This is a genomic window from Martinezella rhizogenes (assembly GCF_000799715.1).
Lineage (GTDB): Bacteria > Pseudomonadota > Alphaproteobacteria > Rhizobiales > Rhizobiaceae > Rhizobium > Rhizobium rhizogenes_C.
Window position 1 is genome coordinate 1,514,014 of record NZ_JUHG01000011.1, and the last position, 14,632, is coordinate 1,528,645.

Below are 14,632 nucleotides of genomic sequence, written 5' to 3' on the forward strand. Positions count from 1 at the left end.
CCTCGTTCCACCGCCGTCTCGTCTTAGGCCGGGATATCCTGGCGCAAGGCCGACCGATTGCGATCGAGACTGTCTATCATCTCGCTAACCCGCGCCGGCGACACCGGCATCGAAAAGACGTAGCCCTGGATCACATCGGCCAAGCCGCGCTCGTTGATGAGCGCCAACTGTTCCGGTGTCTCGACGCCTTCGACAACGATTTCCAGACCCAGAGCCCGTGAGAGGTCGGCAATGCCGCACAGGAGCTTGAAACGACGGCTGTCTCCGGTGATATCGTGCACGAAGGAGCGATCGATCTTGACGATATCCACCGGCAGTGAGTCGAGGTAGCTGAGACTGGAAAACCCGGTCCCGAAATCATCGATGGCAATGGTGATGCCCTTGGCCCGGAGATCGGCGAGAATGGAGCGCACGGTGGCAATCTCATCCATGAGGCAGCTTTCGGTTACCTCCAGATGCAGGCGTGACGGTTCCAGCCCCGATGCCTCCAGCGCTTCCGTAACCACAGCGACGATGTCATTGCTGCGCAAATCCTGCGCCGAGAGATTGACCGAGACCGAGAGAGACCGGGGCCAGCCGGCACAATCCCGGCAGGCCCGATTGAGCATGAAGCGGGTGATGCCGGAAACGATTCCCATCTCCTCGGCGATCTGTACGAAAACGTTGGGCGGGACCGGCCCTTTTTCCGGATGAACCCAACGCGCCAGCGCTTCGCAGCAATCGATACGGCGGCCATCCGGCGTGAACATCGGCTGATAGACCGCATGCAGCTTGCCGGCCTCGACCGCCTCGCGCAGATCAGTCTTCAGCTTTTGCCGCTCGATGTAGCGAGCATCCATTTCCTCTTCGAAAGCGGAGCAACCGCCCTTCGTCCGCAACTTGGTGTCGAACAGCGCCAGATCGGCTTTGATCGGCCATTCCTCCGGACGGAATTCTGAGCTCGACATGGTCACATAGCCGCCACTGAAAGAGATACGAAGGCTATGATCATCGACCTCGTAAGTGCCTGCCATCGCGGCATGCAACGCGGCTATGCGTCCATCGAGATCCTGGACGCCGTCATCGTTCGGAAAGAACAGCACGAACTGATCCCCGACCAGTCGTGCGCAAAGCGCCCTATCGCCCGCCGTGTCCCTCAACCGCGCGGCGATGGCGACCAGCAGCCGGTCGCCGGTCACATGCCCCTTGAAATCATTGACATGCTTGAAATCATCGACATCGAGAACCAGAAAGCCGATCCGGCCGTCACCGACACGCGCGGCCAGCTTCTCCTTCGTCAATTCGGCGAAGTATTCACGGTTCGGCAAGCCCGTCAGCGGATCGAAGCGCACCATATGCAGGATCTTCCGCTCTGCTCGAACGCGCGCCGTTACATCCTCGAAAATCAGGATGACGGCGCCATCGGCGCGACGGCTTGCTGAAAATTCCAGAAACAGGTCTTCGCCGAGCTCGATCAACGTGCGCGCCAACGAACCGTCGATGAGCCGCACCATCTGCTGTTGGATCAGGCCCGGAAAAGACCCGTCAATGGAGGCATGACGCACGCCATAGCGCAACACGACATCGAAATCGCAATCCCTGAGCTGCTCGGGATTCGTCAGGTTCAGGAGCTCGCAAGCCTTTCGATTGACCACTAGGATGCGGTTGTCGGCATCCAGCATGAACAGGCCATGTGTCATATTGTTGAGCGCCGTATCGAACCGATCGGCGATCAGCGATATCTCGCGCGACGCAATGACGTTCTTGTAGAGGAACTCACGCAGGCCGTTGGCCATCGAGCGCGTTGTCAGCCCGAAGGGCACCAGCATGATGGAAACGATTGCCATGTAAAGCTGCCCCGACATCAGGCAGGCGATGATGATCGGCAGGCAACACGCCGTGGTCTGCAGGTCGATAGCCTTCCGCGAGCCGTAGTTGCGGCCGAGGATCGATACCATTGATCCCATGGTTACCGCGATGCAGATGAATTCCGCCAGCGGATTCTGGACGATCAGGATGGCATAGCCGCTGGCAACGCCGAGGATCAGCGTCGTCGCCGTCGCGCCGACCACATAGCGGGTTTCCCAACGCGCGATATCAGCGCGCGAAAGGGTGCTTTTATCGACCGTGTCGAACTGCCGGAACGAATGGATGCGGAGAGCGAAGATGATGGCTAGGACAAGGCAGAAACCAAGATAGATGCCGGCGCCCGTGCTCAGGAAGACAATGATATAGCTGAGGATATGAACCAAGACACCCGTAAGCAATGTGCTACGGTTTCCGAAAAGCGAACCGACGAACGACAGATAAACATCCGTCGGCACGGTGTTCGGGTTTTGAAGTTTCATTCAGAGTTCCCCTGATGCGGCGCGAACTCTAGTTGGAACGTTTTAAAATTTGATTGCGCAAATAGTATCCATCTGGATAGATATTCTAAGTATGCCGACAATTTACATTGATTTTGAGTTATATTTTGCACCATATTCGTGCAGTCGATGGAGCCGTGCTCTACTTTGATTATAGTTCCTTGCTTACGAAACGCTAAAATAGAAAATGGAAATCAGCAAAGCATCCTCGGTTAAATCTTGCCCGCCCGTTGCTGGATCATCATGAAAGTATCGAAAGTGTACTCGGAAAGCTGCATCCAGAGATAGGCATCCTTCTTGTAAGCAACCTGATCCTCATAGATCCGTTTGAAATAATCATTCGATTTCGAAAGGTCGGCATAAATGCCCGTGGCCGCCTGGAAGCAGGCTTCGAGAATTTCCTGGCTGAAGGGGCGCAGCGTCACGCCTTGCTGGACGATATCCTTCAGGGCCTGCGGATTTTTCACGTCATATTTCGCCAGCATGTTGGTATTGGCAAAGGCGCAGGCATCCGCGAGGATGGCCTGGTAGTTCTTCGGCAGCCCGTTCCACTTTTCCAGATTGAAAAAGGCGTGCACGACGGCGCCGCCTTCCCACCAGCCGGGATAGTAGTAATATTTGGCGATCTTCTGGAAGCCGAGTTTCAGGTCGTCATAGGGGCCGACCCACTCGACGGCGTCGAGCGTGCCTTTGTCGAGCGCGGCATAGATGTCGCTGACGGGGATGTCCTGCTGCGGCACGACGCCGATCTTCTCGATCACCTTGCCAGCGAGGCCGGCGATGCGCATCTTCAGGCCCTTGAGATCATCCAGCGTATTGATTTCCTTACGGAACCATCCGCCCATCTGCACACCGGTATTGCCAGCGGGCAGGCCAAGGATGCCCTGCGTGGCATAGAACTCGTTCATCAGCTTATTGCCGTCGCCCTGATAGAACCAGGCATTGGTGAGCCGAGCATTGAGCCCGAAAGGCAATGCCGTACCGATGGCGTAGGTCGGGTCCTTGTTCCAGAAATAGTAGGAACAGGTATGCGCGGCCTCGACCGTGCCGGCGCTCACCGCATCAGCCGCCTGCGCGCCGGGAACGATCGCTCCGGCCTCATAGGTTTGAATGACGAAATTGCCGTTGGTCGCGTCCGAAACATGCTGCGCGATATCCTCCGCGCCGCCATAGATCGTATCCAGACTTTTCGGGAAGGACGACGTCATCCGCCAGGTGATCTTCGGATATTCCTGGGCGATGGCGGGACTGGCAAGCGCTGAGGCGGCTGCGCCCGCGCCAACTGCTCCGGCCCGTCTGATGAACGAACGGCGATCCATTATAACCTCTCACACGGATAACATTGCGGGAAATACAGTCTCCCGATCATGGCGCTAGCGTTGGAGCTTAACCATGCCGCGTATTGTCTTTCAAGTTTGCTTTTGCACTGCATTATGGCGATTCCTGTACATCGTCATGACAAACGGAAACAAAGCCCAGCCACAGCCGTCCCGCGTTGCCGAACGCCTGCTCTTCGCGTAGATTTGCCGACAAGTTGGCCCATCGCGGCATCGACACCATATTCACTCTGGGTCTCGACCAGGCCCGACAGTTTTGCATGTTTCCGGAGCCTTGAATGTCCAGGCCGATCATCGCCATTCCCGCCGATATCCGCGAACTCGATGGCGCGACCTGGCATGCGGTGCAGCAGCAATATGTCCGCGCCGCCGTCAAGGCCTCCGGCCTCATGGCGCTGATCGTTCCGGCCATGGAGGACGGCAACGATGTCGACGCCATTCTCGATCGCGTCGACGGGCTGCTGGTGTCCGGCTCCGCCACCAACGTGCATCCTTCGCTCTACGGCAAGCAAGTCGACGAGAGCGACGGCCCCTTCGATCCGGCCCGCGACGCCACATCCTTGCCGCTCATCCGCCGCGCCATCGAGCGCGCCATTCCCATGCTCGCCATCTGCCGCGGCATCCAGGAGCTGAACGTCGCGCTCGGCGGCACGCTTGCCAGCGAAATCCAGGAACAGCCGGGGATCTGGGATCACCGCAAGCCGCAGAATGTCGACCGCGACACCATGTATTCGATCCGCCAGAGCGTTTTCGTCAAGGAAGGTTCCTGCATTGCCGACGTCGTCGGCCCCGGCGAAGTGCGCGTCAATTCGCTGCATCGCCAGGCAATCGCGGAAACGGCGCCACGGCTGCAAGTGGAAGCCATCGCCGAGGACGGCACGATCGAGGCCGTTTCCGTCATCGACGCCAAGGCCTTCGCTGTTGGCGTGCAATGGCATCCGGAATATTGGGCCGAAACGGACTCTCCATCGCGCAAGCTGTTTGTCGCCTTCGGCGACGCGGTGCGCGACTATGCGGCGGCCAAGGAGCGGCCGATTGGCGGCTCTTCGCCGCCAATCGGCACTCTGATCAGCCCTTTGGCTTGACCGGGGTTTCCGGCACCGGCGTCAGCGCCGCCCCCTTGCCGAACCACTCGATGATGTTGTCCGCCACGAGATCGGCCATCGCATTACGCGTTGGCACCGAGGCTGATGCCACATGCGGCAGCAGCGAAACGTTCGGCAAGGAAAGATAGCCGGACGGAACATTCGGCTCGTCGTAGAAGACATCGAGGCCGGCTGCTCCGAGCGTGCCGTTTCCAAGGGCGGCGATCAGCGCGTCGTCATCCACCGACCAGCCGCGCCCGACATTGATGAACACACCCTGCGGCCCAAGCGCCGACAGGATTTCAGCGTCGATGACCTTATGCGTCTCCGGCGTCTTCGGCACGATACTGATCAGCGTATCCACCGCCTCCGCCATCGCCTTCAGCGACGGATAATACTCATAGGCCAGCTCCTTGCGCGGCGTACGGGTATGATAACCGATCTTCACCTTGAACGGCTCCAGGCGCTTGGCGATCTCCTGACCGATACGTCCGAGGCCATAAATGCCGACGCGGCGCCCCTTCAATGAGAAAGGCGAAAGCGGGAAAGGCCCCTCGTTCGCCCAGCGTCCCTCCCGCAACCAGCTTTCCGCCTGCGGAAACAGGCGCAGCGTGTTCAAAAGCAGCGCAATCGCCGTATCGGCCACTTCGTCGTTCAGCACATCAGGCGTATTGGTAACGACGATACCCTTCGCGGCCGCATGATTGACATCGATACCGTCATAGCCGACACCGAAATTGGCGATGACCTCGATATTCGGAAAGGCGTCGATCCAGGCCGCGTTGAAACCACCGGCAACGGCAACACCGCGCACGCGCGCCGCGGTCCCGGCATCGACCTGGGGGGTCTCGCTGCGATCGGCGGCGATGACATCGAAATGGCCGCCAAGCCTTTCGAGGACACGCGGATGTATCTTCCCCGGAACGAGGATGGCGGTGCGGTTATCGGACATGGATCTTTCCTCTTGAAGATGTCGTGCGGCGCTATTGGCGGGCCTGATAGGGAGATGTCGACTGGCGAATGCGCATTTCCGGCTTGATAAGATGAATACCATCCGGCTCATGGCTGCCCGCCAGCCTATCCAAAAGTGCGCGTGCTGCAAGCCTTCCGACTTCCGCCTGGCCGTTCCACACCGTCGTCAGCGCTGGCGTCGCGATCGACGCCTCCTCAAGATCGTCATAGCCGGTGACCGAAATATCCTTACCCGGCACAAGGCCGGCGCGGGAAATGCCGTTCATCAGGCCTATCGCCACCAGATCGTTCCAGCAGACGGCCGCCGTCGGCTTCTGCGGCAATGACAGGAGATGCACCGCCGCCTCGAAACCACCCTGCTTGGAACGAGCACCGGGAATGCGCAGATCGGGATCGACCTCGATGCCCGCCTTGCGCAGGGCGTTGACATAACCTTGATAGCGATCACGGCCGGTCGAGGTCTGGTCCGTGCCGCCGATCATCGCAATGGTGCGGTGGCCAAGGCTGATCAGGTGATTGGTGGCAAGCGAAATGCCGTAGCTGTCGTCGCCGCGAAAGGTCGGAAGATCCAGCCCCTCCATCGAACGGGCGACAAGGATGGCCGGCATGCCGTTCTCCTCCGCCAGATCGAAATCCTCCGGCGGTGTGCCGATCGCCGGCGACATGATGATGCCATCGCCGCCAAGCTGCAGCAGGGTTTCGACGAAGGTTCGCTGCTTCTCGACTGAATCGTAGTGGTTGGAGAGAATGAAGGTGTGGCGGCTGCGATCGAGCTCGCTTTCGATCGCCTTGAGGATTTCGCCGTAGAACGGGTTCATGATGTCGTGGACAACGACGCCAATGATGCCGGATCGCGATGTCCTGAGGCTGGCCGCGCGGCGATTGTAGATATAACCCAGCGCCCGCGCCTGATCCTTGATCTTCTCACGCGTATTGACCGCCACCAGCGGACTGTCGCGTAAGGCCAGGGATACGGTTGCCGTTGAAATGCCCAGCGATTCCGCAATGGTAGACAATTTTATCTTTTGCGCCATGCGCTCCCCTCCCCGTGAAACGCAGCCGAATATGTATTCCGTCGTTTTACGATTCCGGAATTTAAAAACTTTAATTAAAAGCTTTAATCGCGCCGTGCAACTCGAATCCTCGGGGATTCTTAAAATTCCCCATCATCCTCGTCATGGTCGCCGATATGAAGGTTGCCCTCGATCGCCTTCAGCAGGCGCACCAGAGAACGGACGTCCTTCTCCGAAAAACCGCGCGTGGCGAGTTCGTCGCAAGCAGCAGCCGAACTTTCGATCTCGCTGACGCTGTTGCGGCCTGCCTCGGTAAGATAGACCTTGGTCAACCGCGCATCCTCGGCGTCCGGCCGGCGCTCGAGGAAGCCCTGTGCTTCCATGCGGCCTATGGTGCGGGTCATGGTCGGCGCCTTGACGCCGAGCTTTTGCGCCAGCGTTCCCGCCGGCAGACCGTCGCTGGCCGCAAGCGCCAGGATGACACCATCCTGGCCCGCATAGAGGCCGCTAGCCGTCAGGTTGCGCGTCAGAACCGTGCGCATCGACCGTGCCGCCTGCGTCAACGCCGGCGACAGATCGGCGAGCGTGTACTCGCCGTGGTCCTTCTTTTTACCCGACTTACTTTTCTTGCCGTCTTTGTTCTTCTTACCCATCGTGATTCCGTTGCTCTTTCCGCCACTGCATCATCACGTTATGACATTGCCTAGCTTATTGACATAAACAAGGGGCACACCCGCAGATGGCACAGCCTTTGCCACGTTTCGATGACAATGATAGGACGCTGGCGCCTGCGGAGAGAGCAAACTGGATCGCCGTGCTGCCACTTGGCGCCCATGAGCAACACGGTCCCCACCTGCCGTTCGACACCGATACGCTGATCGCCGAAGGTATCGTTTCGCGTTTGAGGGCCGCCCTACCGGCGGATTTACCCGTCACTTTCCTCCCCGTGGAGCCAGTCGGCTACTCCATCGAGCACATGGATGTCGCCGGCACCAGAACACTCGGCTTCTATGAGACCGTCAGCCGCTGGCTCGGTATGGCCGAAAACATGCACCGTCTCGGCATCCGCAAATTCGTCATGCTGAACGCCCATGGCGGCAACTCGCCCCTGATGACCATCGTCGCGACCGAGGCGCGCGTCCGCTTCAACATGTTGGCGGTGGCGACCAGCTGGACGCGCTTCGGCGTACCGGACGGCCTGATCGCGCCGGAAGCCAAGGCCATCGACATCCACGGCGGTGACATCGAGACATCGGTGATGCTGGCGCTGCATCCGGGAGAAGTCGACATGACCAAGGCTGCGAATTTCCCCTCCCGCCAGTCCGACTACACGCACCGCTTCAAGCACTTGCGAGCCTATGGGCCGCATGCGTTCGGCTGGAAAATGTCGGATCTAAGCGCTAAAGGCGTTGCGGGAAACGCAGGCATCGCTACGGCGGAAAAGGGCGAGCGGCTGATCGCCCATGCTGTGCGAGGGCTGGTGGAGCTTTTGCAAGATGTCGATGCGTTTGATGTGACAACGCTGAGGTAAAGCCCGATCGATCCGCAGGTCTCAAACCTAATGTGATCTTATAACATACAAAAGCCTTTGAACTGACGCCTTCAACTCCTTATATGGAACCCGATCATTTTCCGCCCCCTTGGGGGAAATCCCATATTTCGAGGCTCCCATGACCGAAACAGCCACGCAAAAGCCCATTCCCGTCACCGTTCTCACCGGTTATCTCGGTGCCGGCAAGACGACGCTGCTGAACCGCATTCTTACCGAAAACCACGGCAAGAAATACGCCGTCATCGTCAATGAGTTCGGCGAGATCGGCATCGACAACGACCTGATCGTCGAGTCGGACGAAGAAATCTACGAGATGAACAATGGCTGCGTCTGCTGCACCGTGCGCGGCGACCTGATCCGCGTCGTCGAGGGACTGATGCGCCGCCCCGGCCGTTTCGACGGCATCATCATCGAGACCACCGGCCTTGCCGATCCGGTTCCCGTCGCCCAGACCTTCTTCATGGATGACGACGTCCGCGCCAAGACCGAGCTCGATGCCGTCGTCGCGCTCGTCGATGCCAAGCACCTGCCGCTCCGTCTGAAGGACAGCCGCGAGGCCGAGGACCAGATCGCCTTTGCCGACGTCGTCGTCATCAACAAGTCCGATCTGGTGTCTTCGGAAGAACTGGCGCAGATCGAGGACATCGTTCGCGCCATCAACCCGGCTGCTCGCGTCTACAAGACCACCCGCTCCGGCGTCGATCTCGCCCGCGTCCTGAACCAGGGTGCCTTCAACCTCGAGCGCGCGCTGGAAAACGATCCGCACTTCCTCGATCAAAGCCATGACGATCATGTCTGCGGCCCGGATTGCGATCATGACCATCACGACCATGATCACCATCATCATGGGCACGATCACGACCATCATCACCATGATCACGATCATGGCCATCATCACGCCCCATCGCCGATCCATGACGTGACGGTGCAGTCGGTCTCGCTGCGCGGCGGCGAGATGAACCCGGATCGCTTCTTCCCGTGGATCCAGAAGGTCACCCAGACCGACGGCCCGAAGATTCTCCGCCTGAAGGGCATCATCGCCTTCAAGGGCGACGCCGAGCGCTATGTCGTCCAGGGCGTGCACATGATCATAGAAGGTGACCACCAGCGCCCCTGGAAAGACGGCGAAAAGCATGAGAGCCGTCTGGTCTTCATCGGCCGCGAGCTCGACCGCGAAAAGCTGGAAAACAGCTTCAAGGCCTGCGAGGCGGCTGCCTGATGCCGACTGTCGCTCCGCTTGATATCGACGGCCATGTTCTGGCCGTCGAATTTTTAGGGGATACCCCCATCTTCGCCAGCGCCGCCGGCACGATCCATCGGCTGGAAGGCGGGGAAAAGGTGAGCGAAGCCCACCAGGGCATGCTCACCTGTATCCGCGATCCCCATAGCGACAGCCTCATTTCCGGTGGCGAAGACGGCAAGGTCCTGCGGATCGCAGCCGATGGCGCTGTGACAGTGCTTGCCGAAGCGCCGCGCAAATGGATCACCCAGCTTGCCGCCGGCCCGCAAGGCGCGGTCGCCTATGCCTATGGAAAAAGCAGCTTCGTGCGGCTTGCCGATGGCTCGACCAAGGAATTCACCGAGGATCGCACCGTCGAGGGCCTCGCCTTCGCGCCCAAGGGCCTGCGCATCGCCGCCGCCCGCTATAATGGCGTCTCGCTGCATTGGGTCGGCATGAGCGCGCAACCGGTCAATCTGGAATGGAAGGGCGCCCATACCGGCGTCACCTTCTCGCCGGACGGCCAGTTCGTCGTCACTACCATGCAGGAAAACGCCCTGCACGGCTGGAAGCTGGACAGCAAGCCGGGTGGCGAAGCCCGGCATATGCGCATGACCGGCTATCCCGCCAAGGTGAAGTCGCTCTCCTGGTCCGCCAAGGGCAAGTGGCTCGCCTCGTCCGGCGCCCCGGCGGCGATCGTCTGGCCCTTCCAGAGCAAGGACGGCCCGATGGGCAAGGCGCCGCAGGAACTCGGCACCCGCGCCAACATCATGGCGACCTGTGTCAAGTTCCACCCGGTGGAAGACATACTGGCGATCGGCTTCATTGACGGCATGATCCTGGCGGTGCGCATCGGCGATGCCAAGGAGGCGCTCTTGCGCCGTCCGGGCAAAGGTGCGATCACCTCGATGAGCTGGAGCAAATCCGGCAAGCTGCTCGCCTTTGCCTCCGAGGCCGGCGATTGCGGCGTTGTTGATATTTCCGCCTGACGAGAAAGACACGACCATGTCCCAGACAGGTACGGCAATTGCCGGACATTCCACTGCCACACCCGGCAGCGTCTGGGACGTGATCCGCCATGAGGCCATCGACCTAGCCGGCCGCGAACCAACGCTGAAGCCGCTGCTTGCAACGCAGATCATCGCGACGCAATCGGATGCCGAAAGCCTCGCCAATGTTCTGGTCGCCCGGCTCTCCACTACCGGGATAGAAACCCGCGACCTCTTCGCCCTCTTCCAGGATGTGCTGAAGCGCCACCCCGGTATCCTGCCGGCGACGGAGGCCGATCTTGTCGCCGTACGGACCCGCGATCCCGCCTGCACCACCTATCTGCATGCGCTGCTCAATCTCAAGGGCTTCCACGCCCTGCAGACCCATCGCATCGCCCATGCGCTTTGGATGGAGGGCCGGCCGGAGATCGCCAGCTGGCTGTCCAACCTCGCCTCGCTCGTCTTCGGCCCGGATATCCATCCGGCGGCTCAGATCGGCTCGTCCATCATGCTCGATCACGGCTCCGGCATCGTTATCGGCGAAACCGCCGTCATCGAGGATGAAGTCTCGATCCTGCAGAACGTCACCCTCGGCGGCACAGGCAAGGAAACCGGCGACCGGCATCCGAAGATCCGCCATGGCGTGATGATCGGCGCCGGCGCGAAGATCCTCGGCAATATCGAAGTCGGCGCCTTCAGCAAGGTGGCGGCGGGCAGCGTCGTCGTCAAGGCTGTGCCACCCCACTGCACCGTCGCTGGTGTCCCGGCCGTGGTCGTCCGCATCCATCCCGCCGACGAGATCCCGGCGGAAACGATGGATCAGAATATCTAGCGGACAGATGCCCCGTGACATAAGGTAGCATCATCGTGCCCCCATGCTTCACCGGCGCATGATGTCCTCTTTCATTCCAGCAAAATCAATCGCTTGGCTATACCCTCCGTAGCCGCGACGGCCTCTCCGATGACGCACCGTCACGGAACTGTCATGTACGCTTGATAGCCCGGCATGGCTCCCTCTGCCCCGGCGCGGCGCAACCAAGCGCCAGGGCAATACCCCCTCGAGAGGATATCACCATGACCCGTCTTTCGCGTCGCGCCGCCCTTGCAGCCGGCAGCGCGCTTGCCCTTGTTTCGCTCTGTTCCACCGCCGGCGCCGCTGACACGGCGGCGTCGACGAATACCGCCACCCCGATCAAGCACCTAGTCGTCATCTTCCAGGAAAATGTCTCCTTCGACCATTACTTCGCGACCTACCCCAAGGCCGCAAACGTCGCCGGCGAACCGGAATTCAAGGCGGCCGACAACACGCCGACCGACATCAACACGCTCGCCAATGCCGGTCTTATCGACAACAACCCGAACAAGACCAATGCGGCCAACGGCGCCGATGCCGCGGCCCCCTTCCGCCTCGACCGCACCCAGGCGGCCACGCAGTCGCAGAACCACGGCTACACCGCCGAGCAGGCGGCCTACAACAATTTCGCCATGGACCTTTTCCCCGCCAACACCGGCAAGGCTACCAAGGGTGCGGCCGGCGCATTCGGCACCAAGGGCCAGGTCATGGGCTATTATGACGGCAACACCGTCACCGCCATGTGGAATTACGCCCAGCATTATGCGCTGAGCGACAATTCCTTCTCCACCAATTTCGGCCCTTCGACCCCCGGCGCGCTGAACCTGATCTCCGGCCAGACCAACGGCGTCATCCTGCCGCCCGGCTACACGCTGGAAAAGGACGGCACCTATTCCAAGGGCCGCATCGTGCCCGACAGCAATGGCGGCTGGACGGCCATCAGCGACTTCGACCCGACCGGCGACGTCTGTTCCGTCGGCCAGACCGCGCTGATGTACGGCAAGAATATCGGCGACATGCTGAACGCGCGCGACATCACCTGGGGCTTCTTCGAAGGCGGCTTCGATCTCACCCAGACCAATGCCGACGGCACGACGAACTGCAAGCGCGCCACGACCTCGACCGTCACGCAGGTCAATAGCACCGACTACATCCCGCATCACCAGCCGTTCCAGTATTATGCCTCGACGGCCAATCCGACGCATGCGCGCCCGTCCTCGGTCGCAGCGATCGGCACCACCGACGCTGCCAATCACCAGTATGACGTAACCGACTTCTACGCCGCGCTGAAGAACGGCAGCATGCCGACCGTCAGCTTCCTGAAGGCGCCTGCCTATCAAGACGGCCATGCCGGCTATTCCGATCCGCTTGACGAGCAGGAGTTCGTGACGCAAGTCGTCAACACCGTGCAGAATTCGCCGGACTGGAAAGATACGGCCATCATCGTCCTCTATGACGATTCCGACGGCTGGTATGATCACGCTCATGCGGTCGTCAATCCGTCGAAGCTCGGCGTCAAGGGCTATGACGTGCTCAGCGGCGATAGTTGCTCGACCGGTACGCCGCTGCCGGGCCTTAATGGCCAACCCGCCCAGGGTCGTTGCGGCTATGGCACGCGCCAGCCGCTGCTGGTCATCTCGCCCTATGCCAAGTCCAACTTCGTCGACCACACGCTGACCGACCAGACCTCCGTTATGCGCTTCATCGAGGACAACTGGATGGGCGGCGCGCGCCTCGGCGCCGGCTCGTTCGATGCCCTTTCCGGCTCGCTGAACGCCATGTTCGACTGGTCGAAGAGCGATACGCCGAAGCTGATCCTCGACCCGAAGACCGGCAACAGCGCATCCTAAGCGAGAGAAGGGAGACGGCGATGTCTCAGAAATCCAATCACCGTCTCCTGCCGCTCATTGCACTCGCGGGCGTCTCACTCGCGGGGGCGAGCATCGGCATGGCGAACCAACCTGCCGCAGATGCTTCCTCGGCCACGAATACCTATGAGAATACGGTGCCACTGAGCGCCGTTGCCCAACTCGGCAAGAAGCTGTTCTACGATCCCTCACTGTCGGGCGGCGGACAGATGTCCTGTTCCACCTGTCACGATCCGAACAATCACTATGCGCCGGCCAATGGCCTACCCGTGCAGCTCGGCGGCCCGCATCTCGACCAGCCGGGCATCCGCACCGTGCCAAGCCTCGCCTACAAGATGTCGACGCCGTCCTTCTCGATCGGGGAGGAAAGCGCTGCCGACGAGGCGGCCGAAGCAGCACCCATGACCGAAGCCTCCGGTGTTGCGCTCGCCAACGCGCCGGCAACGGTTGCGGGACCGCTGACCGCGCAAGCGGTCGTCAAGGCCGATGCGGCGGCTGCAAACCTTGTGCCGCAAGGCGGCATGTTCTGGGATGGCCGCGTCGATTCGCTGGAAGAGCAGGCTTTGCAGCCGATGATCTCGCCCTTCGAAATGGCCAATGCCGACGCGGCAACCGTTTATGCCAAGCTGAAACAGGGCTATGGCAAGGACATCGCCGCCCTTTTCGGCAACAATGTCCTCAACGATCAGGACATGGCGATTGCCGAAGTCGGCTTCGCGCTTGCCCGCTACCAGATCGAAGAGCCCTCCTTCCATCCCTATTCCAGCAAATACGACTACTATCTGCGCGGCAAGGCGACGCTCTCCGACGCGGAACAGCGTGGGTTGAAATTGTTCGACGACGCCAACAAGGGCAATTGCGCCTCCTGCCATCTCGACAAGTTGCTGGGTGACGGCCAGATGCCGAACTTCACAGATTTCGAATTCGAAGCGCTGGGCGCTCCGCGCAATCCCGATATTCCCGCCAATGCCGATCCGCATTATTACGACACCGGCATCTGCGGCCCGCTGCGCAACGACACCTATTCCGCCCAACCCCAGAATTGCGGGCTGTTCAAAACGCCGACGCTGCGCAATGTCGCCAGCCGCAGCGTCTTCTTCCACAATGGCGTCTACCACTCGCTGGAAGACGTCACCCGCTTCTACGTCAAGCGCGACACCAATCCGGAGGAGATCTACCCGAAGGATGCCAGCGGGAATGTGCAGAAATTCAATGATTTATCGCCGCAATATCAGGCCAATATCGATGTCATCGATGCGCCGATGAACCGCAAGTACGGCGACACCCCGGCTCTGAACGATACGGAGATCGCCGACATCGTGACGTTTCTGAAGACGCTGACGGATGGATATGATCCGGCAAAGGCTGGGGTAAAGGCGGCAAAGTAAGATCATGCCCT

Annotated in this window: 12 protein-coding genes; 7 read left to right on the forward strand and 5 right to left on the reverse strand. The window is 60.4% G+C overall.

The window, feature by feature from the left end; genetic code table 11:
- Positions 1–23: 23 nt before the first annotated feature.
- Entirely contained in the window at positions 24–2,327 is a 2,304-nt protein-coding gene (locus EX00_RS11215) for a putative bifunctional diguanylate cyclase/phosphodiesterase (RefSeq protein ID WP_047457083.1), read from the reverse strand.
- Between the two features lie 230 nt (positions 2,328–2,557).
- On the reverse strand, positions 2,558–3,664 hold the full coding sequence (locus EX00_RS11220; protein ID WP_047457084.1) for a TRAP transporter substrate-binding protein: 1,107 nt from the start codon (positions 3,662–3,664) through the stop codon (positions 2,558–2,560).
- A 296-nt stretch (positions 3,665–3,960) separates the two neighbouring features.
- On the opposite strand from EX00_RS11220, the gene EX00_RS11225 reads away from it, so the two are divergent.
- The gene (locus tag EX00_RS11225; protein WP_052210703.1) at positions 3,961–4,767 is read left to right on the forward strand and encodes a gamma-glutamyl-gamma-aminobutyrate hydrolase family protein; all 807 of its coding nucleotides are present in this window, start codon (positions 3,961–3,963) and stop codon (positions 4,765–4,767) included.
- Here the strand turns inward: EX00_RS11225 and EX00_RS11230 are convergent.
- The 3 genes from EX00_RS11230 to EX00_RS11240 form a co-directional block, all read right to left on the reverse strand.
- Positions 4,751–5,719: a 2-hydroxyacid dehydrogenase gene (locus tag EX00_RS11230; RefSeq protein ID WP_047457086.1), complete on the reverse strand. Its 969-nt coding sequence runs from the start codon at positions 5,717–5,719 to the stop codon at positions 4,751–4,753. The genes EX00_RS11225 and EX00_RS11230 overlap by 17 nt on opposite strands.
- Before the next feature lie 31 nt (positions 5,720–5,750).
- Complete coding sequence (locus tag EX00_RS11235) at positions 5,751–6,773, reverse strand: LacI family DNA-binding transcriptional regulator (RefSeq protein WP_047457088.1); 1,023 nt, start codon at positions 6,771–6,773, stop codon at positions 5,751–5,753.
- 119 nt (positions 6,774–6,892) lie between these two features.
- On the reverse strand, positions 6,893–7,405 hold the full coding sequence (locus EX00_RS11240; protein ID WP_047457089.1) for a MarR family winged helix-turn-helix transcriptional regulator: 513 nt from the start codon (positions 7,403–7,405) through the stop codon (positions 6,893–6,895).
- A gap of 86 nt (positions 7,406–7,491) precedes the next feature.
- Between EX00_RS11240 and EX00_RS11245 the strand changes: the two genes are divergently transcribed.
- The 6 genes from EX00_RS11245 to EX00_RS11270 all read left to right on the forward strand — a co-directional run bounded on the left by EX00_RS11245 (position 7,492) and on the right by EX00_RS11270 (position 14,621).
- The gene (locus EX00_RS11245) at positions 7,492–8,283 is read left to right on the forward strand and encodes a creatininase family protein (RefSeq protein WP_047457091.1); all 792 of its coding nucleotides are present in this window, start codon (positions 7,492–7,494) and stop codon (positions 8,281–8,283) included.
- 139 nt (positions 8,284–8,422) lie between these two features.
- Complete coding sequence (locus EX00_RS11250) at positions 8,423–9,523, forward strand: CobW family GTP-binding protein (RefSeq protein ID WP_047457093.1); 1,101 nt, start codon at positions 8,423–8,425, stop codon at positions 9,521–9,523.
- A complete protein-coding gene (locus EX00_RS11255; protein ID WP_047457095.1) occupies positions 9,523–10,512 on the forward strand; it encodes a WD40 repeat domain-containing protein in 990 nt (329 codons plus the stop codon). Before EX00_RS11250 ends, EX00_RS11255 begins: the two co-directional genes overlap by 1 nt.
- 16 nt (positions 10,513–10,528) lie before the next feature.
- Entirely contained in the window at positions 10,529–11,344 is an 816-nt protein-coding gene (gene cysE / locus EX00_RS11260) for a serine O-acetyltransferase (RefSeq protein WP_047457098.1), read from the forward strand.
- 242 nt (positions 11,345–11,586) lie between these two features.
- Positions 11,587–13,215, forward strand: a complete 1,629-nt coding sequence (locus tag EX00_RS11265) for a phospholipase C (RefSeq protein ID WP_047457100.1) — start codon at positions 11,587–11,589, stop codon at positions 13,213–13,215.
- A gap of 20 nt (positions 13,216–13,235) precedes the next feature.
- Complete coding sequence (locus tag EX00_RS11270) at positions 13,236–14,621, forward strand: cytochrome-c peroxidase (RefSeq protein WP_047457102.1); 1,386 nt, start codon at positions 13,236–13,238, stop codon at positions 14,619–14,621.
- The last annotated feature ends 11 nt before the right edge of the window (positions 14,622–14,632 follow it).

What these genes read in the sequence shown, in the direction of transcription:
- EX00_RS11215 (WP_047457083.1), bottom strand. Translation starts at nt 2,327, where the DNA reads ATGAAACTTCAAAACCCGAACACCGTGCCGACGGATGTTTATCTGTCG.
- EX00_RS11220 (WP_047457084.1), bottom strand. Translation starts at nt 3,664, where the DNA reads ATGGATCGCCGTTCGTTCATCAGACGGGCCGGAGCAGTTGGCGCGGGC.
- EX00_RS11225 (WP_052210703.1), top strand. Translation starts at nt 3,961, where the DNA reads ATGTCCAGGCCGATCATCGCCATTCCCGCCGATATCCGCGAACTCGAT.
- EX00_RS11230 (WP_047457086.1), bottom strand. Translation starts at nt 5,719, where the DNA reads ATGTCCGATAACCGCACCGCCATCCTCGTTCCGGGGAAGATACATCCG.
- EX00_RS11235 (WP_047457088.1), bottom strand. Translation starts at nt 6,773, where the DNA reads ATGGCGCAAAAGATAAAATTGTCTACCATTGCGGAATCGCTGGGCATT.
- EX00_RS11240 (WP_047457089.1), bottom strand. Translation starts at nt 7,405, where the DNA reads ATGGGTAAGAAGAACAAAGACGGCAAGAAAAGTAAGTCGGGTAAAAAG.
- EX00_RS11245 (WP_047457091.1), top strand. Translation starts at nt 7,492, where the DNA reads ATGGCACAGCCTTTGCCACGTTTCGATGACAATGATAGGACGCTGGCG.
- EX00_RS11250 (WP_047457093.1), top strand. Translation starts at nt 8,423, where the DNA reads ATGACCGAAACAGCCACGCAAAAGCCCATTCCCGTCACCGTTCTCACC.
- EX00_RS11255 (WP_047457095.1), top strand. Translation starts at nt 9,523, where the DNA reads ATGCCGACTGTCGCTCCGCTTGATATCGACGGCCATGTTCTGGCCGTC.
- cysE (WP_047457098.1), top strand. Translation starts at nt 10,529, where the DNA reads ATGTCCCAGACAGGTACGGCAATTGCCGGACATTCCACTGCCACACCC.
- EX00_RS11265 (WP_047457100.1), top strand. Translation starts at nt 11,587, where the DNA reads ATGACCCGTCTTTCGCGTCGCGCCGCCCTTGCAGCCGGCAGCGCGCTT.
- EX00_RS11270 (WP_047457102.1), top strand. Translation starts at nt 13,236, where the DNA reads ATGTCTCAGAAATCCAATCACCGTCTCCTGCCGCTCATTGCACTCGCG.